This is a genomic window from Pantoea sp. Cr_R13 (assembly GCF_029222565.1).
GTDB classification, from domain to species: Bacteria; Pseudomonadota; Gammaproteobacteria; order Enterobacterales; family Enterobacteriaceae; genus Pantoea; species Pantoea eucalypti.
Genome location: NZ_JARHXL010000018.1, coordinates 302,392 through 327,080, shown reverse-complemented (window position 1 = coordinate 327,080; position 24,689 = coordinate 302,392). Strand labels below are relative to the sequence as shown.

22 protein-coding genes are annotated in these 24,689 nt (G+C 55.9%); 7 read left to right on the top strand and 15 right to left on the bottom strand.

Going from position 1 to position 24,689, the window contains the following annotated elements:
• Positions 1 to 211: 211 nt before the first annotated feature.
• A complete protein-coding gene (argF, locus tag P2R09_RS18465; protein WP_275771861.1) occupies positions 212 to 1,219 on the bottom strand; it encodes an ornithine carbamoyltransferase in 1,008 nt (335 codons plus the stop codon).
• A gap of 170 nt (positions 1,220 to 1,389) precedes the next feature.
• Here argF and rraB point away from each other — a divergent pair, with 170 nt between their 5' ends.
• Positions 1,390 to 1,812, top strand: coding sequence for a ribonuclease E inhibitor RraB (gene rraB / locus P2R09_RS18460; RefSeq protein ID WP_003851004.1), 423 nt, complete (start codon positions 1,390 to 1,392; stop codon positions 1,810 to 1,812).
• A 56-nt stretch (positions 1,813 to 1,868) separates the two neighbouring features.
• On the top strand, positions 1,869 to 2,630 hold the full coding sequence (gene miaE / locus P2R09_RS18455; protein WP_275771859.1) for a tRNA isopentenyl-2-thiomethyl-A-37 hydroxylase MiaE: 762 nt from the start codon (positions 1,869 to 1,871) through the stop codon (positions 2,628 to 2,630).
• Positions 2,631 to 2,665: 35 nt separating this feature from the next.
• Here the strand turns inward: miaE and P2R09_RS18450 are convergent, their stop codons facing one another.
• The 4 genes from P2R09_RS18450 to pepA all read right to left on the bottom strand — a co-directional run bounded on the left by P2R09_RS18450 (position 2,666) and on the right by pepA (position 8,151).
• Positions 2,666 to 3,175 carry a GNAT family N-acetyltransferase gene (locus P2R09_RS18450; RefSeq protein WP_275772133.1) on the bottom strand — a complete coding sequence of 170 codons (510 nt, stop codon included), beginning with the start codon at positions 3,173 to 3,175 and terminating at the stop codon, positions 2,666 to 2,668.
• A 79-nt stretch (positions 3,176 to 3,254) separates the two neighbouring features.
• Positions 3,255 to 6,110, bottom strand: coding sequence for a valine--tRNA ligase (locus tag P2R09_RS18445; protein ID WP_039658909.1), 2,856 nt, complete (start codon positions 6,108 to 6,110; stop codon positions 3,255 to 3,257).
• 5 nt (positions 6,111 to 6,115) lie between these two features.
• Positions 6,116 to 6,574 (bottom strand): DNA polymerase III subunit chi, encoded by a 459-nt coding sequence (locus tag P2R09_RS18440; protein WP_008925453.1) that lies wholly within the window; start codon positions 6,572 to 6,574, stop codon positions 6,116 to 6,118.
• A 65-nt stretch (positions 6,575 to 6,639) separates the two neighbouring features.
• Positions 6,640 to 8,151 (bottom strand): leucyl aminopeptidase, encoded by a 1,512-nt coding sequence (gene pepA, locus P2R09_RS18435; protein WP_010251654.1) that lies wholly within the window; start codon positions 8,149 to 8,151, stop codon positions 6,640 to 6,642.
• A 268-nt stretch (positions 8,152 to 8,419) separates the two neighbouring features.
• Between pepA and lptF the strand changes: the two genes are divergently transcribed.
• On the top strand, positions 8,420 to 9,520 hold the full coding sequence (gene lptF, locus P2R09_RS18430) for an LPS export ABC transporter permease LptF (RefSeq protein ID WP_110411698.1): 1,101 nt from the start codon (positions 8,420 to 8,422) through the stop codon (positions 9,518 to 9,520).
• Positions 9,520 to 10,596: an LPS export ABC transporter permease LptG gene (gene lptG, locus P2R09_RS18425; RefSeq protein WP_033762287.1), complete on the top strand. Its 1,077-nt coding sequence runs from the start codon at positions 9,520 to 9,522 to the stop codon at positions 10,594 to 10,596. Before lptF ends, lptG begins: the two co-directional genes overlap by 1 nt.
• 104 nt (positions 10,597 to 10,700) lie before the next feature.
• On the opposite strand, the gene P2R09_RS18420 is transcribed toward lptG, so the two are convergent.
• The 6 genes from P2R09_RS18420 to P2R09_RS18395 all read right to left on the bottom strand — a co-directional run bounded on the left by P2R09_RS18420 (position 10,701) and on the right by P2R09_RS18395 (position 16,829).
• Positions 10,701 to 11,810, bottom strand: a complete 1,110-nt coding sequence (locus tag P2R09_RS18420; protein WP_275771840.1) for a M20 family metallopeptidase — start codon at positions 11,808 to 11,810, stop codon at positions 10,701 to 10,703.
• A complete protein-coding gene (locus P2R09_RS18415) occupies positions 11,807 to 12,565 on the bottom strand; it encodes a glutamine amidotransferase (RefSeq protein WP_275771838.1) in 759 nt (252 codons plus the stop codon). The genes P2R09_RS18420 and P2R09_RS18415 overlap by 4 nt, the downstream gene beginning before the upstream one ends.
• Positions 12,566 to 12,577: 12 nt before the next feature.
• Positions 12,578 to 13,657: a phosphotriesterase-related protein gene (locus tag P2R09_RS18410; RefSeq protein ID WP_275771836.1), complete on the bottom strand. Its 1,080-nt coding sequence runs from the start codon at positions 13,655 to 13,657 to the stop codon at positions 12,578 to 12,580.
• A 3-nt stretch (positions 13,658 to 13,660) separates the two neighbouring features.
• Positions 13,661 to 14,662, bottom strand: coding sequence for an ABC transporter permease (locus P2R09_RS18405; RefSeq protein WP_275771834.1), 1,002 nt, complete (start codon positions 14,660 to 14,662; stop codon positions 13,661 to 13,663).
• A 22-nt stretch (positions 14,663 to 14,684) separates the two neighbouring features.
• Positions 14,685 to 15,431, bottom strand: a complete 747-nt coding sequence (locus P2R09_RS18400) for an ATP-binding cassette domain-containing protein (RefSeq protein WP_275772131.1) — start codon at positions 15,429 to 15,431, stop codon at positions 14,685 to 14,687.
• Between the two features lie 375 nt (positions 15,432 to 15,806).
• Positions 15,807 to 16,829, bottom strand: coding sequence for a LacI family DNA-binding transcriptional regulator (locus P2R09_RS18395; RefSeq protein WP_275771832.1), 1,023 nt, complete (start codon positions 16,827 to 16,829; stop codon positions 15,807 to 15,809).
• Between the two features lie 325 nt (positions 16,830 to 17,154).
• Between P2R09_RS18395 and P2R09_RS18390 the strand changes: the two genes are divergently transcribed.
• On the top strand, positions 17,155 to 18,105 hold the full coding sequence (locus tag P2R09_RS18390; RefSeq protein ID WP_275771830.1) for a substrate-binding domain-containing protein: 951 nt from the start codon (positions 17,155 to 17,157) through the stop codon (positions 18,103 to 18,105).
• On the opposite strand, the gene P2R09_RS18385 is transcribed toward P2R09_RS18390, so the two are convergent.
• A complete protein-coding gene (locus tag P2R09_RS18385; RefSeq protein ID WP_275771828.1) occupies positions 18,098 to 18,979 on the bottom strand; it encodes a PfkB family carbohydrate kinase in 882 nt (293 codons plus the stop codon). The genes P2R09_RS18390 and P2R09_RS18385 overlap by 8 nt on opposite strands.
• 29 nt (positions 18,980 to 19,008) lie before the next feature.
• Between P2R09_RS18385 and P2R09_RS18380 the strand changes: the two genes are divergently transcribed.
• Positions 19,009 to 19,854, top strand: a complete 846-nt coding sequence (locus P2R09_RS18380) for a BtpA/SgcQ family protein (protein WP_275771826.1) — start codon at positions 19,009 to 19,011, stop codon at positions 19,852 to 19,854.
• Between the two features lie 315 nt (positions 19,855 to 20,169).
• Here the strand turns inward: P2R09_RS18380 and P2R09_RS18375 are convergent, their stop codons facing one another.
• Positions 20,170 to 20,799 (bottom strand): NAD(P)-binding domain-containing protein, encoded by a 630-nt coding sequence (locus P2R09_RS18375; RefSeq protein WP_275771824.1) that lies wholly within the window; start codon positions 20,797 to 20,799, stop codon positions 20,170 to 20,172.
• Between the two features lie 101 nt (positions 20,800 to 20,900).
• On the opposite strand from P2R09_RS18375, the gene P2R09_RS18370 reads away from it, so the two are divergent.
• Positions 20,901 to 21,809, top strand: a complete 909-nt coding sequence (locus P2R09_RS18370; RefSeq protein ID WP_008925466.1) for a LysR family transcriptional regulator — start codon at positions 20,901 to 20,903, stop codon at positions 21,807 to 21,809.
• 9 nt (positions 21,810 to 21,818) lie between these two features.
• Here P2R09_RS18370 and P2R09_RS18365 read toward each other — a convergent pair whose 3' ends face one another.
• Together P2R09_RS18365 and P2R09_RS18360 are read right to left on the bottom strand one after the other, a co-directional pair.
• The gene (locus P2R09_RS18365; protein WP_008925467.1) at positions 21,819 to 23,099 is read right to left on the bottom strand and encodes a DUF445 domain-containing protein; all 1,281 of its coding nucleotides are present in this window, start codon (positions 23,097 to 23,099) and stop codon (positions 21,819 to 21,821) included.
• Between the two features lie 26 nt (positions 23,100 to 23,125).
• Entirely contained in the window at positions 23,126 to 24,628 is a 1,503-nt protein-coding gene (locus tag P2R09_RS18360; protein WP_275771820.1) for a helicase HerA-like C-terminal domain-containing protein, read from the bottom strand.
• Positions 24,629 to 24,689 lie beyond the last annotated feature (61 nt).

Here is a 24,689-nt window from a genome sequence, read left to right as displayed (position 1 = left end):
GGTCAGGCGTGATGGCGCGTCAAATTGTCCGCTGTGCTGTAGCATATTTCCTCCGGCAAATTGGGCCGCATTATACCCGTTCGCGGTAGAGCAGCAAGAGGAAAACGTTTGCGCTTCTTTATCTGACTAACGCTACTTAACGGTAAGGCGAGCGGGACGCTCTGCAGCCTGGGACGCTGTTCAGCGTCCGCAGGTTGCAGAGCGCCATCGGTCAGCGCTGGCCCAGCGTGGCGACCATCACGGCTTTAATGGTGTGCATCCGATTCTCAGCCTGGTCGAACACAATGCTGTGCGGCGACTCAAACACCTCGTTGCTCACTTCCATGCCGTTAGGCAGATCGTACTGCTCTGCCATCTGCTGGCCCAGCGTGGTCTGATCGTCGTGGAAAGCGGGCAGGCAGTGCAGGAATTTAACCTGCGGATTGCCGGTCAGATCGAGCATCGCACGGTTAACCTGGTAGTCACGCAGCAGGGCGATACGCTCGGCCCAGACTTCTTTGGCTTCGCCCATCGACACCCAGACGTCGGTGTAGATAAAGTCAGCGCCTTTCACACCGTCGGCAATATTTTCGGTAAGGGTGATTTTACCCCCGGTCTGCTGCGCGGCGTCACGGCACTGCGCCACCAGTTCGTCCTCTGGCCAGCAGCTTTTCGGTGCCACCAGACGCAGATCCAGACCTACCTGTGCCGCCGCTTCCAGCATGGTGTTACCCATGTTGTTGCGCGCATCACCCACATAAACCAGCGTCATCTCACTGAGCTTTTTGCCCGGCAGATGCTCCTGCATGGTCAGCAGGTCAGCCAGCAACTGGGTCGGGTGAAACTCGGTAGTCAGACCGTTCCACACCGGCACGCCCGCATGTTCCGCCAGCGTCTCCACCAGCGCCTGACCGTAGCCGCGATACTGAATACCATCGTACATGCGTCCCAGCACCCTTGCAGTGTCGCGCATCGACTCTTTATGGCCGATCTGACTGCCACTCGGGCCCAGATAAGTGACGTTTGCACCCTGATCGTAAGCGGCAACTTCGAAAGAGCATCGTGTACGGGTCGAGTCTTTTTCGAAGATGAGCGCGATGTTTTTACCTTTCAGATACTGCACTTCACTGGCGCTTTTTTTCGCCTGTTTTAATTCAGCGGAAAGGGACAGCAGATGATCAATTTCGGCGGGAGTAAAATCCAGAAGTCTGAGGAAATGGCGCTGATACAGCTGACTCATACAACACTCCGGTAAGCATTAAAATGAATTAAAATGAATTAAAATTCAATCTAACCGTATGAATATGCATTTTCAAGTGTGAGCTGAATAAACTTTTCGTTTTGTGTAGTGGCGCGACAGGCAGTGTGGGAAAATAATTGATTATTGCCGAACTCAGAGAGGACATTGTCATGGCATATGAAGCATTACTGGAAGAGCAGCAGGAAGAGACGCGGCAGGTTATTGAAGAGCTGCTGGAGGATGGCAGCGATCCTGATGCGCTCTATACCATCGAGCATCATCTCTCATGCAATAATTTTGATTCACTGGAAAAAGCCGCAGTTGACGCCTTCAAGCTGGGTTATGAAGTGACCGAGCCGGAAGAGCTGGAGCTGGAAGATGGCACCACGGTGATGTGTGTCGATATTATCAGCGAATCTGCACTGAAGCCGGAGCTGATTGATGCGCAGGTTGAACAGCTGGTGAACCTGATTGGCAAGTACAACGTCGATTATGACGGCTGGGGCACCTATTTCGAAGATCCCGATGCCGAAGATGAAGACGAAGATGACGACGCCATCGAAGATGAAGATGATAATGGTATTCGCCACTAAGTAGCCGGGGCGGAGAGTTCTCCGCCTGTCACCTCTGCCACACCTGTTTTGACATCATGAACTACGCACCGTTACTTGAACCGATCTATCAGTTTCTGCACTGCCGCACGCCCCAGGCCTGGATTGATGAGGCGCGCAAACCAGAAAATCTGACTCTGCTGTTAACCGACCATCTGGTGTGCGAACTGAAAGCCGCGCAGACTGCGGTGTGGTTGATCCGCAAATATGTCGCCGACAAACCCAGCGGCGACGCTATTCTGGCGTGGCTGAAGCCCTATGAAGATTTTATCTTCCGCGAAGATGGCGACAGCGACTTTATCAATGCCCATAAAAACCTGACGAAACGCATCATCGTGCGCAATGCGCTGCCCTGGGCGGATGAGCTGGTGGAGAAGATGGTGTTGCTGATTAAAGAGGAGCTGCATCACTTCTATCAGGTGTGGGAAATTATGCAGTCGCGCGGGCTGGTCTATCAGAAGATCACCTCCAGCCGCTACGCCAAATCGCTGCTGCGTGAAGTGACGACGCATGAGCCGGAAACCCTGGTGGATAAGCTGATTTGTGGCGCTTACATTGAGGCGCGATCCTGCGAGCGCTTCGCCAGTCTGGCACCCTATCTTGATGACGAACTGGCAAAGTTCTATCTGTCGCTGCTGCGCTCAGAGGCGCGGCACTATCAGGATTATTTAACGCTGGCGGCGCAGATTGCCACTAAAGACATTACGCCACGCGTGCAGGCGATTGGGATAACAGAAGGGCGTTTAATCAGCGAACCTGACACCGAATTACGCTTTCACAGCGGCGTTCCGACGTTCTGAACCAATCATAGTCGCGGGGCTGGCAGCCCCGATTGTCATAGCTGTTTCAGCATCCGTACTTCGCAGTCGACATGGCCGGTACAGCCCATCGCGCTATCGATATGCTCAAAACCCAGCGACTCATAGAGTTTAATGGCCCGCGTCAGGCTGACGGTGGTTTCCAGATAGCAACGACGGAAGCCGTGGCCGCGTGCATGCTCCATCGCCCTCAGCGCCAGTTCGCGCGCCAGACCCTGCCCGCGTACCTCCGGCAGAAAGTACATCTTTTGCAACTCGCAGATATCGGGCGCGCTGCAGGCGAGAGGTGCAACACCGCCGCCACCGACCACCTTGCCCTGATATTCAATAATCCAGTAGGCGCTCTGGTCGGCACTGTAAAGCTCAAACAGGTGATCCAACTGGGGATCGGAGACGGTGTAGCCCTTGTCAGCCGTCAGGCCGAACTCCGCAGAAACGTCGCGAATCACCTGGGCAATATGCGGATTATCGGCGGCAGTAATCGGCCGCACGTGGAGGTCAACACGCGGGGTGGCGCTGGTCGTCATCATCTCTTCCGGATTTGTACGAGGTCAATAAAAAAGCCGGGCAAGCCCGGCTTTATGAATAAGCTGTCAGCTAAGACGCTTACAATGCCGCAATGACCGCCTGCTGTTCAATCAGTTTTGCTTTTGATTGTTGCAGGTCTGCCACGCGTTCGCGCTCTTTCGCAACGACCGCTTCCGGCGCGCGTGAAACAAAGCCTTCGTTCGCCAGCTTGGTCTCGATCTTCTCGATCTCCACATCCAGCTTAACCAGCTCTTTCGCCAGACGCTCCAGCTCGGCGGTTTTATCCACCAGATCCGCCATCGGGATCAGCAGCTCTGCGCCTTCAACCAGTTTGGTTACCGACACCGGGCCTTTCTCGCCCGCAGGCAGAATGGTCAGGCTTTCCAGACGCGCCAGGCGCGACAGGAAGTTGCGGTTAGCTTCAACGCGACGCAGCGCTGCTGGCGAGCAGTCACGCAACAGCACATCCAGTGGCTTGCTCAGCGCGATGTTCATCTCGGCACGGATATTACGCACCGCGACGATCGCCTGCTTCATCCACTCAATGTCCGCTTTCGCTTCGGCATCTTCTTTCGACGCATCGTAATGCGGGAAAGGCTGCAGCATAATGGTGTCGTCGCTGATATTTTTCAGACCCTTCACGCGCTGCCAGATGGTTTCAGTGATAAACGGAATGATCGGATGCGCCAGGCGCAGCAGCGCTTCCAGCACGTGAACCAGCGTATGGCGGGTGCCACGCAGCTCAGATTCATTGCCGCTGTTCATCACCGGCTTGGTCAGCTCCAGATACCAGTCACAGAACTGGTTCCAGGTGAAGTCATACAGCAGGTTAGCCGCGATATCGAAACGGTAGCTATCCAGCGCTTCACGGTAGGCTTTCACTGTGTTGTTGAACTCGGTCAGAATCCAGCGATCCGCCAGCGACAGCGTCATATCGCCGCCGTTCTGTCCGCAATCCTGGTCCTCGGTGTTCATCAGCACAAAGCGGCTGGCGTTCCACAACTTGTTACAGAAGTTGCGATACCCTTCCAGGCGCTTCATGTCCCAGTTGATGTCGCGACCGGTTGAGGCCAGTGCTGCCAGCGTGAAACGCAGCGCATCGGTGCCTGATGGCTCAATGCCGTCCGGGAACTGCTTCTCGGTACGTTTGCGGATCTTCTCTGCCAGCTGTGGCTGCATCATGTTGCCGGTGCGTTTTTCCAGCAGCGCTTCCAGCGAAATGCCGTCGACCATATCCAGTGGGTCAATCACATTGCCCTTGGATTTCGACATCTTCTGACCTTCTTCATCACGAATCAGACCGGTCATGTAGACGGTTTTAAACGGCACCTGCGGTTTGCCGTTTTCATCTTTGATGAAGTGCATGGTCAGCATGATCATGCGGGCAATCCAGAAGAAGATGATGTCGAAGCCGCTGACCAGCACGCTGGTCGGATGGAAGGTACGCAGCGCTTCGGTGTTTTCTGGCCAGCCCAGGGTGGAGAAGGTCCACAGACCGGAGGAGAACCAGGTATCCAGCACGTCGTCATCCTGACGCAGCGCCACATCGGCGGCCAGGTTGTTCTCAGCGCGGACTTCCTCTTCGGTACGGCCAACGTAGACGTTACCGTTGTCGTCATACCAGGCCGGGATGCGGTGACCCCACCAGAGCTGACGGGAAATACACCAGTCCTGAATATCACGCATCCAGGAGAAGTACATGTTTTCATACTGCTTCGGCACGAACTGGATGTCGCCATTCTCAACGGCTTCAACCGCCACTTTCGCCAGCGGCGCGGTACGCACATACCACTGGTCGGTCAGCATCGGCTCAATAACCACACCGCCACGGTCGCCGTAAGGCACGGTCAGGTCGTGCGGTTTGATCTCTTCAAGCAGGCCCAGTTCATCGACGGCGGCGACAATGGCTTTACGCGCGGCAAAGCGCTCCATGTGCTGGAAAGCGGCCGGGATCTCATCGGAACAGGCATCGCTGGCTTCGCCGTTGGTGTCATACACCTGAGCGCGGTCGCGGATATCACCGTCGAAGGTCAGAATGTTGATCATTGGCAGTTTGTGGCGACGACCGACTTCATAGTCGTTGAAGTCATGCGCCGGGGTGATCTTGACGCAGCCGGTGCCTTTTTCCATGTCGGCATGTTCATCGCCCACGATCGGAATCAGACGACCCACCAGCGGCAGCATCACAAATTTGCCGATCAGATCTTTATAACGTGGATCTTCCGGGTTAACCGCCACGCCGGTATCACCCAGCAGGGTTTCCGGACGGGTAGTGGCGACCACCAGGTAATCTTTGCCGTCAGCGGTTTTTGCGCCGTCAGCCAGCGGATAGCGGATATGCCACATTGAGCCTTTGCTCTCGCGGTTTTCCACTTCCAGATCGGAGATCGCCGTGCGCAGCTTAGGATCCCAGTTTACCAGGCGCTTGCCACGGTAGATCAGGTTCTCTTTATAGAGGCGAACAAACACTTCTTTAACGGCATTGGAGAGGCCATCGTCCATGGTGAAGCGCTCGCGCTCCCAGTCGACGGAGTTACCCAGACGGCGCATCTGACGGGTAATGGTGCCGCCAGATTCTGCTTTCCACTGCCAGATTTTGTCGATGAATGCATCGCGGCCATAGTCCTGGCGCGTTTTGCCTTCTTCAGCCGCAATTTTGCGCTCAACCACCATCTGCGTGGCGATGCCCGCGTGGTCAGTACCTGCCTGCCACAGGGTATTTTTGCCCTGCATGCGCTGGTAACGGATCATGGTGTCCATGATGGTTTGCTGGAAGGCGTGACCCATGTGCAAGCTACCGGTAACGTTCGGCGGCGGGATCATGATGCAAAAGCTTTCCTGGCTGGTATCGCCATTCGGTTTGAAGTAGCCCTGCTTTTCCCAATGCTCGTAAAGCGGCTGCTCGATATCTTGCGGGTTATATGTCTTTTCCATTTCTGCTATGTCGTTTGCGGCTGTGGTGGCGCTGCCGTATTCAATTGGAATCCAACGCTGCGATACGCTTTATAGCGGTCGCGCGCCAGTTGTTTGAGAGCGTCTTCGTAAGGAACGAAGTCTATCACTTCATGGAAAGCAGTAGCAAAATCTGCGAAGTGGGGCAGAAGGCTAATCAGCAGGTCGCGCTGTGAACTGCCGCGACGCTGTGGCCAGGCCAGTTCGACCGGCGCACCGTAGCGCGGGCCTTCGCCCGCCAGGTTGTGCGGCACAAAGGCATTTGCTGGCCGTTGCCACAGCGCTTCATCAAGACGAATGGCTTGCTGCTCATCTTCGCAGGCGATCAACACCCGCTTTCCGGCCCGCCAGCGTGTTTCCGCCAGATTGCACACCAGCGCTTCAACGGCGCTAAGGCCATCGCTCGTTGCATCGGTTTCCAGCACGTAGAAGGTTGCGTTTTTCATCGGTTTGCTCATCAGAAGATCAAGGGCGGAATCAGGTCCGCCCTTGCTGTCAGAAAAGAGGGCGCTTAGTCGTCGCCGTTCAATCCTGCCCGATTCAACAGAAACTGCGACAGCATCGGCACCGGACGTCCGGTGGCGCCTTTGGCTTTACCGGAGCGCCAGGCAGTGCCGGCGATATCCAGGTGCGCCCAGTTATATTTGCGGGCGAAACGTGCCAGGAAGCAGGCGGCGGTAATCGCACCACCAGGACGGCCACCAATGTTCGCCATATCGGCAAAGTTGGACTCCAGCTGCTCCTGGAACTCATCCGCCATCGGCAGACGCCAGGCGCGATCGCCCGACTGCTCTGAGGCGCTGATCAGCTCATGCGCCAGCGGATTGTGGTTCGACAGCAGGCCGCTGATGTGATGGCCCAGCGCAATCACGCAGGCGCCGGTCAGCGTCGCCACGTCAATCACCACTTCCGGGTCGAAACGTTCGACATAGGTCAGCGCATCGCACAGGACCAGTCGGCCTTCGGCATCGGTATTCAGCACTTCAACGGTCTGGCCAGACATGGTGGTCAGCACATCGCCCGGACGCATTGAACGTCCGTCCGGCATGTTTTCACAGCCCGCAAGCACGCCGACCACGTTCAGTGGGAGATTCAGCTCGGCCACCATACGCATCACACCATAGACGGCGGCTGCGCCGCACATGTCATACTTCATTTCATCCATGCTGTCGGCAGGCTTGATGGAGATGCCGCCGGAGTCAAAGGTCAGCCCTTTGCCTACCAGCACAATCGGCCGCGCTTCCGCATCCGGATTGCCTTTGTATTCAATCACCGACATCAGCGATTCGTTTTGTGAACCGGCACCGACCGCAAGATAAGCGTTCATGCCCAGCTCTTTCATCTGCTGTTCGCCGATCACGCGGGTCGTGACATTTTTACTGAAAGCATCCGCCAGCTGACGTGCCTGTGACGCCAGATAAGCGGCGTTACAGATATTTGGTGGCATGTTGCCGAGATCTTTCGCTGCTTTCATACCGGCTGCCACCGCTAAGCCATGCTGGATTGCGCGTTCGCCGCTGGTCAGTTCACGGCGGGTCGGCACGTTAAACACCAGTTTGCGCAGCGGACGACGCGGCTCTGCTTTGTTACTTTTCAGCTGGTCAAAGTTGTAGAGTGCCTCTTTAGAGGTCTCCACCGCCTGACGCACTTTCCAGTAAGTATTGCGGCCTTTGACATGCAACTCGGTCAGGAAGCAGACCGCTTCCATTGAGCCGGTATCGTTCAGCGTATTAATGGTTTTTTGAATGACTTGCTTGTACTGGCGTTCATCCAGCTCACGCTCTTTACCGCAGCCAATCAGCAGAATACGCTCTGACAGGATATTTGGCACATGATGCAGCAGCAGTGTCTGGCCCACTTTTCCTTCCAGCTCGCCGCGGCGCAGCAGGGCGCTGATATAGCCGTCGCTGATTTTATCCAGCTGCTCGGCAATCGGTGACAGACGACGCGGTTCGAAAACGCCAACGACAATGCAGGCACTGCGTTGTTTTTCCGGGCTTCCGCTTTTTACACTGAACTCCATGCACTCTCCTGAATCTTAAAGACAACGGCCGCTGCTGCCGCTAGAATGTAGCGCGCTCATGACCCATTTATTCATTGTCGCAGCATGACATTCTGCCGCTGGAGGTCATAATGAATCAGGGTGACAAGATGTTGTTTTTTCACCACCCGGACGCGTTTTTCATACAAATTTAGCTACGGCGACGGCCATTGATGAAGAAAAATGGCTGATAAGCGTTGAAACTAGCGATTTTCCTGCAAAAAGACAAGTTTTCACAGGCGTACTAAGCGTGATCATCATTAGATATCTGGTTCGGGAAACGCTCAAAAGCCAGCTGGCTATCCTGTTTATCCTGTTACTCATCTTCTTTTGTCAGAAGTTAGTCAGGATCCTGGGTGCCGCGGTGGATGGCGAAGTGCCGACAAACCTCGTTCTGACATTGTTAGGACTCGGTGTGCCTCAAATGGCACAACTTATACTGCCCTTAAGTCTGTTTCTGGCAATTTTGATGACGCTGGGGCGTCTCTACACGGAAAGTGAAATTACCGTGATGCACGCCTGCGGCCTGAGTAAGGCCGTCCTGGTTAAAGCCGCAATGATATTGATGCTGTTTACCTCCGTGGTGGCAGCAGTTAATGTCATCTGGCTGGGACCCTGGTCATCCCGTTATCAGGATGAAGTGACACAGAACGCCAAAGCCAATCCAGGCGCGGCAGCCATGGCCGCCGGACAGTTCCAGACCTCCGGCGACGGCAGCGCCGTGCTGTTTGTCGAGAATGTGAAGGGCAACAACTTTGGTAACGTGTTCCTGGCGCAGTTACGGCCAAAAGGCAACGCGCGCCCTTCGGTGGTGCTGGCTGACAGCGGCCACCTGGAACAGCGTAAAGATGGCTCGCAGGTGGTGACGCTGGATAAAGGCACCCGCTTTGAGGGCACCGCACTGCTGCGTGATTTCCGTATTACCGACTTCAACAATTATCAGGCGATTGTGGGCTATAAAGCGGCAACGCTTGACCCTAACGATTCAGAGCAGGCGAGCCTGAGCGACCTGGTCGCGAATAAAACACCTGATTTCCAGGCTGAGCTGCACTGGCGTCTGACGCTGGTGTTTGCGGTGCTGGTGATGGCGCTGATGGTCGTGCCGCTCAGTGTGGTGAATCCACGTCAGGGACGCGTGCTGTCGATGCTGCCTGCGATGCTGCTCTATCTGATTTTCTTCCTGCTGCAGAGCTCGCTGAAATCGAGCGGGGCGAAAGGGCGGCTCGATCCGGCGCTCTGGATGTGGGTAGTGAATATCAGCTATCTGGTGCTGGCGGTGCTCCTTAACCTGTGGGATACGGTGCCGATGCGTCGGATTCGCGCCCGCTTTACCCGCGGAGGGTCGGTCTGATGTTTCGCGTACTTGACCGCTATATTGGTAAAACCATCTTCAATACCATCATGCTGACACTGTTCATGCTGGTGTCGCTTTCCGGCATCATCAAGTTCGTCGATCAGCTGCGTAAAACCGGCCAGGGCAGCTACAGCGCGCTGAGCGCCGGTTATTACACTCTTCTCAGCGTGCCTAAAGATATTGAGATTTTCTTCCCGATGGCGGCGCTGCTGGGTGCACTGCTGGGACTGGGCGCGCTGGCGCAGCGCAGTGAGCTGGTGGTGATGCAGGCGGCGGGCTTTACCCGTATGCAGGTGGCGCTGTCAGTCATGAAAACGGCGATTCCGCTGGTGCTGCTGACCATGGCGATTGGCGAGTTTGTCGCGCCGTCGGGCGAGCAGATGGCACGTAACTACCGGGCGCAGCAGCTTTACGGTGGCGCACTGGTCTCGACGCAGAATGGTCTGTGGGCGAAAGATGGCAATAGCTTCATCTATATTGAGCGCATTAAAGGCGACAACGAAATTGATGGTGTCAGCATCTACAACTTCAATGACCAGCGTCGTCTGCAGAGTGTACGTTACGCGGCGACGGCCACATGGGACAAAGACAAAAAACGCTGGTTGCTGTCCCAGGTCGATGAGTCGAACCTCACCGATCCAAAGCAGATTACCGGTTCACAGAGCCTGACTGGCGAATGGAAAACCAATCTGACGCCTGACAAGCTGGGTGTAGTGGCGCTGGATCCAGACGCATTATCGATTCGCGGTCTCCATAGCTACAGTAAATATCTGAAGCAGAGTGGTCAGGAAGCGGGAAGATATGAGCTGAATATGTGGAGCAAAATCTTCCAGCCGCTGTCCGTCGCGGTGATGATGCTGATGGCGCTGTCATTTATCTTTGGTCCGCTGCGCAGCGTGTCGATGGGTGTGCGTGTCGTCACCGGTATCAGCTTTGGCTTCCTATTCTACGTGCTGGACCAGATTTTCGGCCCGCTAAGCCTGGTTTATGGCTTGCCGCCGATTCTGGGCGCGATTCTGCCGAGCTTTGCGTTCTTCGCGATCAGTATGTTTATGTTGATTAAGCGGCGCTAACAGTCAGCCGCAAAAAGGCCGCCTCTCAGGGCGGCCTTTTTCATGGCACGCACCCTGTGCCATTTCAGTCATCCCGCAGTGTCATAAATCCCTTCATTAATACATCAACGCATCCAGTCGTTTATCACTGCACCATACAGCGTTTCCGCTTCTGCTAACCGGCTCAGCAGGCAATACTCATCGGTCTGATGTGCCATTGAGGGCTCGCCGGGACCCAGGATAATACAGGGCGGCGTGCCCAGCGCGGGCAGCAGTAATGATGCATCGGTAAAGTAGGGCACAATTCGCGGTGTCAGCGGGGCGTCATGTAATGCCTGACAGTGCTGATAAACCGACTGAATCCAGGCCTGATTCTCTTCGCTCAACACCGCTGGCAGATCCACCAGCGTCGTCACCGTGACGCTCTCTCCCAGTAATGTTGTCAATTGCTGACGAATTGCTGCGTGATGCAGATTGGGCGCGCTACGGATATCCACGTCAAACTGCGTACGATCGGGCACGGAATTAATGTTCAGACCGCCGGCAATGCGTCCGACGTTAATGGTTGGCTGCTTCATCAGCGGATGAGGTGCGCCGGGTGAGAAGTGCTGAATCTTGCCCAGTGCCTCCGCCGCCAGATAAATGGCATTAATACCCAGCTCAGGCATCGCGCCGTGCGCTGTTTTGCCCCGGGTTTCACAGCGTAGCCAGAGTGCGCCTTTGTGGCCGACAACCGGATAGTTGCTGGTAGGCTCGCCGACAATCAATGCGCCAACCTCGGGCAGGTCAGTGGTATCAATCAGTGCTCGCGCGCCGTCGCACCCCGTCTCTTCCCCGCCTGTGATCAACAGGACAACACCCGACCCTTGCTGAATTGCCTGCTGGTGCGTCACGCAGGCGACGGCAAAGGCCGCGACGGCGGCCTTCATGTCACTCGATCCCCGCCCATATAGCCTGTCGCCCACAACTTCCCCAAACGGATCGTACTGCCAGTCGGCGTTGCCGAGAGGAACCGTATCCAGATGGCCGGTAAACGCTAACTTCGGTCCAGGCTGGCTGCCAGGCAGGCTGGCAATCAGGTTCAGGCGGTTTTCACCGAAGGTCGACAGGGTGACGTCGAAGCCACGCTGCGTCAACCAGTCGGCCAGGAACTGCATGCAGGCTGCTTCATTGCCCGGGGGATTGATGGTGTCAAAACGCAGCAGTTGCTGCGCCAGTATCAGGCTCTGGCTCATTCGCCACGCACCGTTAACCAGTCCAGACAGTTGATCCACAGCTGGCGATAACCCGGCCACTGTGCAAATTCCTGCGGCAGCCAGTGCGCCGACATATCACTGGTCCAGACCAGTGAACGGCCCTGCTGATATTCGCGCACCGCCAGCAGCGGATGTTCCGTGCCGGCAATGGTCGCCAGCAGTTTGCCTTCAGGGTGCATTTCCACCTCGTTATAACCCAGTAACCATGGCCATTCGTTGGGGATATCACTAAACAGCGTGTGAGATTCCGTGACGCTGGGATAAGCCCCTTCAGGCGTTTCAATGCGGTCATCCCATGCCAGGCAGCGCACCGGCAACACTTTCTCCACGGCCGTGTTGCGATAGCGCGCACCGCCATTGATACCCTGAAAACTAAAGTAGCCGCCAATCATCATCAGTGCGCCGCCTGCGGCCACATAGTCGTGGATCAGCGTCAGGCGGTTCGCTGTGCGCTGGCTCTTCAGCCAGGTATCCGGGTGCAGCAGCAACGTATTCGCACCGATGTCGGACAGAATGATCGCGTCCCACTGCGAAAGCCCATCAGGCGTGAGTGGAAACTCGGTGGCGGCAGCATGAGCAGGCATATAGGTGATGGCATAATCACTGTCGGCCAGCGCTGCCATAAAGTCGGTTGCGCCATTATGCCAGGTGGCAGTGGCAAACTGATCGAAGCCTTTGACGTGAACGGACGTGCTGGTCCAGGACTCACCGACCAGTAAAATTTTCTTCTGCATTACGGTTCTCCCTTACCCACCAAAAACGCGCTGTGGGTTAGCAATCAGTAAGGTTTCAAGTTGTTCGCCGCTGACGCCGTGGCGTTTCAGGCGCGGAACAAAATGTTTAAGGATGTAGCCATAGCCATGACCGCCGTAGCGGGTCAGCATGGTTTTCAGGAACACGTCCTGCGACAACAACACCTGTTCAATAAAGCCGTCATCAATCAGCTCGCGAATGGCGCGGGCATTCTCCTCATCGGACGGCGACTGCGCAGATTCGTCGGCGTAGTAATAACTCATGCCGATCATGTCGTACTCCAGGAAGGCTCCGCGCTGTGCAAGCTCGCGCTGGTAACGCTTATCCGCAAAGCTGGGGTTCATATGGCACAGAACGACATGGCGCAGGTCAGCCCCTTCTTCTTCAAGAATATCCAGTACACGATGACCCAGACGTTCCCAGCCGGGCAGATGCACCTCAATCGGCACATTTGTCGCAGAGCTGGCGCGGCCTGCAGCCCGCAGGGATTTCTCTTCATTGGGGGTAAAGCGGCTGGAGACGCCGATCTCACCAATAAGACCTGCCAGCACGTCGGGTTTATCTTCTCTGCCGCCCAGGTCGTAAATCAGCTTGTCGGTCAGTGCTTCAATGCTGATCGTTTTCATCCAGTCAGGATGTGACGGTTCCAGATACAGCCCGGTGCTCATGATGATATTGAGCCCGGTCAGGCGCGCGATCCGCTGCAGGGCTTTGGGATCGCGGCCAATGCCGATATTCGTGGGATCCACCACCGTATCGCCGCCCAGCGCCCGGAACTTCATCAGCTCTTCAATCGCCAAATCCACATCAAACAGCTGACAGTTGTCGCGGCTGATAAGCGGGTTGAGTGACAGTTCGCCCAGGTTTTCAATGCTGACCGGCATTTCCGCCAGATGACGATCGCCGCAGCAGCAGGGCGGCACCCATTTGCCGGAGGCATCCAGCAGGATATGTTCGTGCATCAGCGTTACGCCCATTTCACTCACCGGCAACGGACCGAGCACGGTCATCACATAGCCGCTATTGATACCCAGTGGCAGCGGATCGGGATGGCGAAAAATAGAATGTTTCATGCGCTATCCTTTCGCCGCCGACCGCGTCGGGTTGAGAATGCGGGTGTTCAGCCAGATGGCCAGCAGAATAATCGTACCGGTGGCAATCTGCGTATAAAACGGGGAGATATGCGACAAAATCAGGCCGTTCTGGATGATGGCAATCGACAGCGCGCCTAACAGCGTGCCAATAACGGTGCCGAAGCCGCCGAACAGGCTGGTACTGCCCAGCACCACCGCAGCGATGACCTGCAGCTCAAAACCTTCGCCCTGGTTAGAAGAGCCGCTGCCCAGGCGAGCAGTGATGATCATGCCCGCCAGCGCCGCCGCCATACCGCTGATGATGTAGACTTTCATGGTGACGGCTTTGGTGTTAATCCCGCTACGGCGCGCACCTTCTGCATTTGCGCCAATGGCCGTGACATAGCGACCAAAACGCATATGGTTCAGCACGATATGGCCGACCACCAGCACCACGATGCCAATCAGCGCAGGCATCGGCACACCCAGCACCCATGCGCGTCCCATAAAGGCGAACAGGCTGTCAGCGGGGATGGGAATGGAGTAACCCTGAGTGATCAGCAGCGCCACGCCGCGCACCACCGCCAGCGTCGCTAGCGTGACGATAAAGGCAGGAATGCCTTCATAGGCGATAAAAAAGCCGTTGATAGCACCGACCAGCGCACCCAGCAGCAGGCCGCCCAGCAAGACCACCGGCCAGGGCAGGCCCCAGTTATTCAGGGCGATGGCGGACAAGGCGCCGACAAGGGCCAGTGTTGACCCCACGGAAAGATCGATCCCACCCGTGGTAATCACCAGCGTCATCGCCGTGGCGACGATCAGCAATGGCGCACTCTGACGGATGATATTCAGCCAGTTAGCGCTACTGAGAAAGTTGCCGGTGATCAGAGAAAACACCACGCAGCAGAATACGAAAAACAGCGCGATGCTGACTACGCCAGAGTGGTTATGCAGAAGGCGACGCGGCAGCGAGTGCTGTGCCATACGGGAACTGCTCAGATTCATAATAGTCATCCTGTTACCTCGCTCAGTGCGCTGCGGCCGAGCGGGCGACAAATTTTTCACCCACGATCAAATTGACGATCTCAGTCAGGTCCGTATCGGCCACCCGGCGTTCCGCCACGTTGGTGCCCTCGTACATCACCATGATGCGGTCGCAGACCAGGAACAGATCCTGAAGGCGATGCGTGATCAGGATGACGCTCACGCCACGTGCTGACACCCGGCGTATCAACTCCAGTACCGCCTCCACCTCGGCGACGGCCAGCGCGGCGGTAGGTTCATCCATGATCAGCACTTTGGGATCGAAAGCGGCCGCGCGCGCAATGGCAATCGCCTGGCGCTGCCCGCCGGATAAATTGCGCACCAGCAGTCGGGTGTCCGGGATAGAAATCCCCAGCCCTTTCAGCATCTCCCGTGCATCAGCGTGCATTTTCTCTTCATCCAGAAACGGAATGCCGAGAATGGACTTCATCGGCTCACGTCCCATAAACAGGTTGCCTGCCACATCGACGGTATCGCACAGCGACAGGTCCTGATAAACCATCTCGATATGGCAGCGGCGAGAATCCGCCGGGTTAGTGAAATGCTGGTCCTCACCATCAATACGAATCGTACCGCTGGTTGGCACGACAGCCCCTGACAGCACCTTGGTCAGGGTCGATTTGCCCGCGCCGTTGTCGCCCACCAGCCCCAGCACTTCACCTGGAGCCAGTTGCAGGTTTACGCCGCGAAGCGACCGTATCGCGCCGTAGGTCTTGGTAATATTCACCATCTCTACCCGTGTCTGGGCAGTTTGTGCTTGCTGCATGTGATTACTCCCATCACCGCTAACAGGACTGTCAATCTGCATGTAAAAGGGGTTATCCGGCACGGTTTACACCCTTGTAAACCGGTTTACCTGCAGGATAAAACCTTTGTCTCAACACACAGAACAACACGCTACAACGATATTTGTTTGCCGGGTACGACATTGCAGATTCCGTGCCAGCCTGTGAACAGGCGCTACACTCGCGGTCTAACTAACTGTAATAAAATACATTTAACATTTTACTTTAGGTAAACCGGTTTACTTACTATAAACCTGAGAAATTAAAAAGCTCATTATTTGCGCCAAAGCTGTGCGCTTTTGCGCCATTCTGGGACGTTGTTAACAAATTTGGATCGAGTCTCGTGCCACCCACTCTACCGGCAGGCGGGTTTCGGCGGGGATCGACAGGTCATCATTCAGAATACGCAACATGATCTCTACCGCCGTGCGGCCCAGCTCCCGTGCGGGCTGGCGGATTGTTGAAATACGGGGTTGAGTGAAGTCGGCATAGGTCGCGTCATCAAAGCCCACCAGCGACAGCGCTTCGGGTGCTTTGAGTCCGCGCGCGCGCAGGCCATCCATCAATCCCAGCACGAGAAAATCACTGGCAGCAAAGACGGCGGTAGGGCGCTCAGCGCAGCTAAACAGCCGTTCCAGCGCCTGTTTACCGAACTCGCGCTGGTATTCGCCATACATTACCCATTCAGGTGGGACACGCAGGCCAGCCTGCTCCATGGCGGTGCAAAAGCCCTGGTAGCGTTCACGCACACTCATCAGTTCATCCGGACCGCCGACAAAGGCAATGTGCCGGTGACCTGCGGCGATCAGGTTTTCGGTTGCAATCCGGCCTCCCTGCACGTTGTCAGCAAAGACCTTGGGCACCTTGCTACCCGGAATGTCCTCATCCAGCAGTACAATGCGCTGGTGTCGGTTAATTTCTTTGCGTAACAGGCCGTTATCAGGATGGTTGGTGGTAAACAGCAGGCCGTCCACCTGGCAGGTATCCAGCCAGCGAATAAACTGACTCTCTTTGCCAGGGTGGTTGCGGGTAATGCACAGTACCAGGCTGTAGCCATGGGCAGAGGCGGCTTCTTCGGCGGCATCCGCCAGTTCGGCAAAGAAGGGGTTGGTAATATCGGGCAGCACCAGCCCCAGGGTTTCACTGCCGCCCTTGCTCAGGCGACGAGCCAGGCTATTACCGCGATAATCCAGCTGGCGAATCGCCGCTTCAATGCGGTCGATCGTCTCCTGCGGCAGGATAATGCTTTGATTCATATAGCGGGAAACGGTCGCTTTTGACAGTCCGGCCAGCGCTGCAACATCGGATAACAGCACCCGTTTTTTACTCATATCATCTGCCATCTTGCCCGGAATCGGCTATCAGTAACACAGTTGCGCGCAGCGAATACAGTTTTTTTCCCTGACCGCTGACGATAAAATAATCGCTTGACAAAATTTAAGCAGAAGCGAATGTTAGAGGCAGTTTACCGCATTACCCGGGAGTCACTCCCAAGCCCGATTACTCTCTTTCATACGTGCACCATAATGGACGGTGTGCAGAAAGTCGATTATTCAGGTCCTGGCTGAAGCAGCCATTCAGACGATATTTGCCCGCCAACAATAATCCCTCTGCATTTCGATGCGGAGATCGACTGGTTATCTCTCATTCCCGACGAGGAATTTTAAGATGATGGCATTTAACACCAGAAAACTGCGCGCTGTTGCACTGGCAACCGGCTTACTGTCTGCGGGTTCGTTATTTTCATTGGCGCAAGCCGCTTCCACATATGCGCTGGTTCAGATTAATCAGCAGGCCCTGTTTTTTAATCAGATGAACAAGGGTGCCCAGGAAGCAGCGAAAGCAAGTGGTAAAAATTTAGTGATCTTCAATGCCAACGATAATCCCGTGTCGCAGAACGATGCGATAGAAAATTATATTCAGCAGGGCGTGAAGGGCATTATGGTGGATGCAATTGACGTCAACGGCATTATGCCAGCCATAAAAGAAGCAGCGGCAGCTAAAATACCGGTGATTGCCATTGATGCGGTATTACCAGCGGGGCCGCAGGCAGCACAGGTGGGCGTGGATAACCTGGAAGGCGGCAAAATTATTGGTAAATATTTTGTCGACTACGTGGCGAAAGATATGGGCGGCAAAGCGCGGTTGGGCATTGTGGGCGCACTGAATTCGGCCGTACAGAACCAGCGTCAGAAAGGGTTTGAAGAAACCATCAAGAGCAATCCGGGTATCACCGTGGCGGATGTGGTTGATGGTCAGAACGTGCAGGATACTGCGATGACAGCGGCAGAAAACCTGATTACCGGTAACCCGGATTTAACTGCAATCTACGCGACCGGTGAACCAGCCCTGCTGGGTGCGATTGCTGCCGTTGAAAATCAGGGGCGCCAGAAGGAGATCAAAGTCTTTGGCTGGGATCTGACCTCAAAAGCCATTAGCGGCATTGATGGCGGTTATGTCACGGCCGTGCTGCAGCAGGATCCGAAAAAGATGGGTGAAGAGGCAGTAAAAGCGCTGAACGCGCTTTCGTCGGGCAAAACGGTGGCAAAAACCATTCTGGTGCCGGCCACTGTGGTAACCAAAGCTAACGTGGACAGCTACCGCGCGATGTTTAAGTGATCGCTGACTCGCCGCCTGACTGGAGCAGTGCGGCGAGCTCTTCTGCAGTGGGGAAGGCCTGACGTGTGCCATAACGGCTGACGGTCAGCGCAGCAGCCTGACTGGCATGCGCGAGTGCTAATGCATCAATGTCACCCTCGCGCAGGATCGCGGAAGCCAGCATCACGGCCAGAAAAGTATCGCCTGCGCCGGTGGTATCTACGGCATCGGCGGGGTGCGCCGGGCAGAATATTCGCTGGTCGCCCTGAGTGAGCCAGACACCCGCACTGCCGAGCGTAGTCACCACTGTGTTTACTGCGTCGGGCTGTAACTGTTGCGCTTCGTGCTGATTGACCACGGCGATATCCACCAGCGACCAGCATGCGGCAAAACCGGCGTGCACTGGCGAGGGGTTAAAGACGGTAATCAGTCCCTGGGATTTAGCCAGACTGAACAGCGCATGGGTTTTCTCAGGGGAGAAATTGCCCTGCTGCACCAGCAGATCGCCCGGACGCGCGCTGGCAAGATGGTGGCGAAGCGTATCAATATCCAGCGCCTCGGCCGCCGTTGTGCTGGTAATAATGGCGTTATCGCCATCAGCGCTGTGCAGAATAAGTGAGGTGTCGCTCAACGCGGTAATGGACTGCGTGGGCAATAACGTCACGGGCTCGTTCATGAGCTGCTGACGGATCCATTTTCCATTGCTGTCATGACCGGTCGCGGCAAGTAAACAGGTCTCGATGCCGCAGCGGGATAATACGATCGCCTGGTTCGCGCCTTTGCCGCCGATATCCTGCGAACGTTGATAACCGTGAACAGAGGCGCCCTTAGCTGGAATATCGGTAACAGACCAGGTTTCATCGACAGTAATATTACCAGCCACATAAACACGCATAGTGTTTTCCTGAACAGGATTAAGAAGCGATGGTTGCTATATCAGCAGAAAAAATTGATGCAATACAAGCGATATTTTCCCGTCCTAAAGCTGTTATTGGTGTTATTCACTGTGATCCTTTTCCGGGTTCGCCTAAATATCGCGGTAAACCCGTCAGCGCGATAATTGATCGAGCATTACGTGATGCAGAAAACTATATTCTTGGCGGCGTTCACGGCCTGATTGTGGAAAATCATGGCGATATTCCTTTTTCCAAACCTGAGGATATCGGCCCGGAAACGCCGGCGCTGATGGCGGTGATTACGGAAAAAGTACGCGAACGTTTCGGCGTGCCGCTGGGTATTAACGTGCTGGCGAACGCTGCATTACCTGCTTTTGCCACCGCGCTGGCGGGCGGGGCGGATTTTATCCGCGTCAATCAGTGGGCTAATGCTTATATCGCCAACGAAGGTTTTATTGAAGGGGCTGCCGCGAAAGCGCTGCGCTACCGCAGCCAGTTGCGCGCCGAACATATCAAAGTGTTTGCCGACAGTCACGTTAAACACGGCAGCCATGCGATAGTGGCCGATCGCTCCATTCAGGAACTGACACGCGATGTTGATTTCTTTGAAGCAGATGCAGTTATCGCCACCGGACAGCGCACCGGTGACAGCGCCACACTGGAGGAAATCGACGAGATCCGCGCCGCCACCACCTTACCACTGCTGGTGGGGTCGGGCGTCACACCCGCTAACGTCTGCCAGATTCTGGGCCGCACGCAGGCCGTAATTGTGGCCAGTGCACTTAAGGTGGATGGTGTCTGGTGGAACGATGTGGATCGCGAGAGGGTAAAACACTTTATGGCGATCGCACAGGCTGCGCTGGATCCGGCTTAACCACCTTTTATCACCTGGCGCAGACCACAAAAAAACCTGCTGATGAGGCGTAATGCTTGTCAGTTAAGCTTTTAAGAACGCCGCAGCGGGTAACGCTGCGGTTTCTTTTTTACCGCCCGCGGATAATGCTTCTTTAAGGATTTTCACTCAGCCACTGGATCGTTCAACCGATCATTTCTGTCTTAACTGATCGGCATTACGCGAAAGCGGCCTTTTTAGTTGGCTAACCGTGCCAGCTCAGGGAGCATACGTTTATTAGCCGTCTGCGAATGACAGTTTCAGCCGCTTTTCTCTATACCCACAGGCTGTTTATGCTTAGCGCCGGGTGGTCTCCAAAAGTGTCCTGATAAGTTGTTCTCTGCTGAGTGCGACACAATAGGCGGGTGTCGCACGCTCGAAACGCCAGCCTTCCGCTAACGCGCCCGCATCCACCGCATCAAACCCAAAGGCATCATAAAGCGCCGTGACGATAGCCTTTCCTTCGCTGTCATCTCCCGCCAGCGGTAGCGCCTGACGGTTCGCATCGCCCGGGGGCAGGCCCTGGGTTTCCAGATCGGTCATGCGGATGGCATTAAATGCCTTGGTGATCCGGCTGCCGGGAAACTGGCGGGCAAGCCGTTCACTGGTGCTGATGCCACCACTAAGTAGCTCTTCGATGTCGCCATCGCGGTCGGGATAGTAATTGACCGCATCAAGCACGATTTTTCCCCGTAACTCCGCTGCCGGGAGGTGCTCAGTTGCCGTGAGCGGCAAAGCGATCACGACCACTTCGCCGAAGTTTGCAGCCTCGGTGGCAGTACCGGTTTCGCAACCAATCATCGGTTTCAGACTGAACAGCGTTCGTGGGTCGCGTGAGTTGCTGAGCATCACCTCATGTCCCGTTTTAATCGCCAGTTTTGCAATCGCCCGGCCAACAAAGCCTGCGCCAATAATGCCTATTTTCATGGGTTGTTCCTCGATGAGTTTCACATCCTGACCTTAATTAAAAACAGGAGGTGAATAAATCGACAAACGGACGCAATATAAACAACCAACAGGAGGGAATCATGGATCGGCTCACCAGCATGAACGTGTTTGTTACCGTCGCAGAATCAGGTTCGTTTGCCGCCGCTGCCGGGAAATTGCTCATCTCACCGCAAATGGTGGCGAAGCATATCGCCACGCTGGAGAAGCACCTTGGCACACTTCTTCTGCATCGAACCACCCGACGACAAAGTCTGACGGATGTGGGCCGCAACTATTATGAACGCTGCAAAATCGTGCTGGCTGAAGTGCAGGAAGCGGATGCAATTGCGCTGGATATGCAGCAGCGCCCGTCTGGTACGCTAAAGGTCAGCGCGCCGGTCACCTTTGGTTCTTTTAGCCTGGCACCGTTTGTGACCCGCTATCTTGATCGGTTTCCTGATACGCAGGTTGATCTTGAACTCAGCGATCGGCTGGTTGATCCGTTTGAAGAGGGATATGAGGTGGTGATCCGGATTGGTGCACTGCCCGATAGTTCGATTATCGCCCATCCGTTAAAGCCCTATGAGCTGATAGCCTGTGCGTCACCCGCCTATCTGGCACGGCACGGTTTTCCTGCCACGCCAGCAGATCTGGAGAACCACGCCTGTCTCGTTTATGGCATCTGGTCGCCTTCAAAACCCTGCCGCTGGGTGTTTACTCAGGCCGGGAAAGTCGAAGAAGTGCATCCGCAGGGAAGAATGCGATCGAATGACTGGAAAGCGCTCCTGCACGCAGCGCTGGAGGGCTACGGCATTACCCTGGGACCCGCCAGCATTCTGTCTGAGGAGATCAGGCAGGGACGACTGGTCCAGGTGCTACCCGATTATGCCGGGCCAGCACGTCCCATGCATGTGCTAATCCCAGCGGGCCGTCGCCAGACGGTGAAAATCCGCAGCTTTGTTAAGGCCATCATCACCGGGTTTGGCCTCTATCCACCTGCATCCGGCTAAACCAGGCGGTTAGCGGCTCAGCAGCGGGATTAACTGGGGTAGCTGCGACAGCAGATAGAGAATCAGCCCGATGGTGCCGCCAACCAGCGTGCCGTTGATGCGGATAAACTGCAGGTCTTTGCCGATATTGAGTTCGATCTGCTGCGACATGTCGCGCGCATCCCAGCTTTTCACCGTGTCGCTGATGTGACGCGTCAGGAAGCTGGCAAACTCCGGCGCCACGCTGCGCGCCGCCTGCTCCAGATGCTGATTCATGGAGTCGCGCAGCGCCGGGTCGGCTGCCAGGGTTTCACCCAGCCACAGCGCGGCACCGCGTACTTTCTCCTGCACCCGCGAATCCTCACTGCTGAGATCGGCTTTGAGCCAGTTGCGCATGTCATTCCACAGCTCGCCGATGTAGCGGTTGAATGAGGCATCCTCTTTCAGCCAGCCTTTGATCTCTTCGGCGCGCTGGGCCATTTCCGGATCGTTCTGCAATTTAACGATCAGCTTGTCTACCGCCCGATTGAAGCCGAGACGCAGATCATGGCCCTGATCCAGTGCCACATCATCCAGCAGCGAGTCGACCGCGTTTGCCACCAGCTCGGCGCTGTGTTCGCCCAGCCATTCGGTCGGCAACATTTTGGCTTTGATCGGATGCTCGCGTTTCAGCCAGCGCACCAGCTGCATGGCAATAAACTCGCGGGTCGCGGGTTTATGCAGCAATTTCAGCAGCTGTTCGATGGCCGCGTCCAGCAGCGCCTGATGACGGTTATTTTTGGTCAGGCTCTCCAGCACCATGGCGCTGGTCTGGCTGAGGTCGACCTTGTCAATCGCACGATGCACGGCGCGGCGCATAAAGGTCTGGATCCGCGCGTCATCGGTCAGATCGAGGAAGCCACGCATCACCTGCAGCAGATGGCGGCCAATGCGGTCCGCGTTGCCCGGCGCATTCAGCCACTGCGCCAGCAGGTTTGAAGGATCGTGACGGCGAATGAGATTCAGCAGTGAATCAGTATCAAGAAACTTCTCCTGCACAAAGCGCCCGAGGTTTTCGCCGATACGATCTTTGTTGCGCGGGATGATGGCGGTATGGCGTGAGATAAAGGGCACTGGCACGCGCCGGAACAGCGCCACCACCGCAAACCAGTCCGCCAGTGCGCCGACCATTGCGGCCTCCGCAATCGCTTTGACGCCGCTGACCCAAAAGCCAGGGGGCAGAAAAAGGGTGACGATAAAAGTGGCTGCGGCGAGCAGTAACAGCAACAGTGCCAGACGTTTCGTCCGTTTCAGTTCGTATTGTTTATCCATAACCTGATCTTAGCAGAGAGCCGGGTTCATCGGCGACGGCCACCCAGCAGGCTGCCGAGTACCCCACGAATGATCTGACTGGTGATCTGGCGGGTGGCGCTTTTCGCCATGGTTTGCACCACACCGTCGTGCTTACCGCCGCGCGGCCCGGTTCGGCCAAACAGGATCTCTTTCAGACCACCGATAATGCCATCGTCTGCCGCAACCTCGTCGCCTTTGGCGGGTGGCGCACCGGCTTCATCGCTGGCGGCCTGGACGCCTTTTTGCAGCTTTTCAAACGCCGATTCGCGATCGATTTCAGTGTCATATTTGCCATACAGCGGCGAATGGTTGATTAAGCCGTTGCGTTCATCGCCGGTAACCGGACCCATGCGCGAGCCGGGCGCAATCACCATGGCGCGTTCCACGACCGACGGGCTGCCTTTTGCATCCAGGAAGGAGATCAGCGCTTCGCCGGTGCCCAGTGCCTGAATCGCCTCAACACTGTTAAATGACGGGTTTGCACGCAGTGTATCGGCGGCGGTTTTTACTGCTTTCTGATCTTTAGGGGTGAAAGCACGCAGGGCATGCTGCACGCGGTTGCCGAGCTGCCCCAGCACCCGATCGGGAATATCTCCTGGGTTCTGGGTGACAAACCAGACGCCGACGCCTTTGGAGCGGATGAGCCGCATCACCTGTTCGATTTTCTCCAGCAGCACCGCGGGTGCGTCGGTAAACAGCAGATGCGCCTCATCAAAGAAGAACACCAGCTTTGGCTGATCGAGATCGCCCGCTTCCGGCAGATGCTCATAAAGCTCCGACAGCAGCCACAGCAGGCTGGTGGCATAGAGTTTCGGCATTTGATAAAGCTTCTCGGCGGAAAGGATGTTGATCACCCCTTTGCCATTGCTGTCGACGCGCATCCAGTCGGCGATATCCAGCATCGGTTCACCAAAGAAGTGTTCCGCGTCCTGTTGCTCCAGCGTCAGTAATCCACGCTGGATCGCGCCGACCGAGGCGCTGTTGATGTTGCCGTAATGCGTCTGGAAACTTTTGGCGTTGTCACCAATGTACTGAGTCATGGCGCGCAGATCTTTGAAGTCCAGCAGCAGCAAACCCTGGTCATCGGCGATGCGGAAAATAATCTGCAGCACGCCGCTTTGTACTTCATTGAGGTTCAGCAGACGCGCCAGCAGCAGCGGCCCAAGGTCGGAGACAGTGGCACGCACCGGATGACCTTTCTCGCCGAAGATATCCCATAACACCACCGGACTGCTTTGCGGCTGCCAGTCGGTGACGCCGATTTTCGCCAGCCTTTCCTGCAGCTTTTCGCTGGACTGTCCCGCCATTGCCACGCCGGTCAGGTCGCCTTTGACGTCGGCCATAAAGACCGGTACGCCACTGGCAGAGAACGATTCGGCCAGCTTCTGCAGCGTGACGGTTTTACCGGTACCGGTCGCGCCGGTGATCAGGCCATGGCGGTTGGCCATTTGCGGTAACAGATGAAGTTCGACATCTGGCGTACGGGCAATCAGTAGCGGGGAAGTCATGATTTTCCACTCTCAGGCTGAAGGTTATGCCTGAAGGATAGCAAGCCAGAGCGGCACAGGA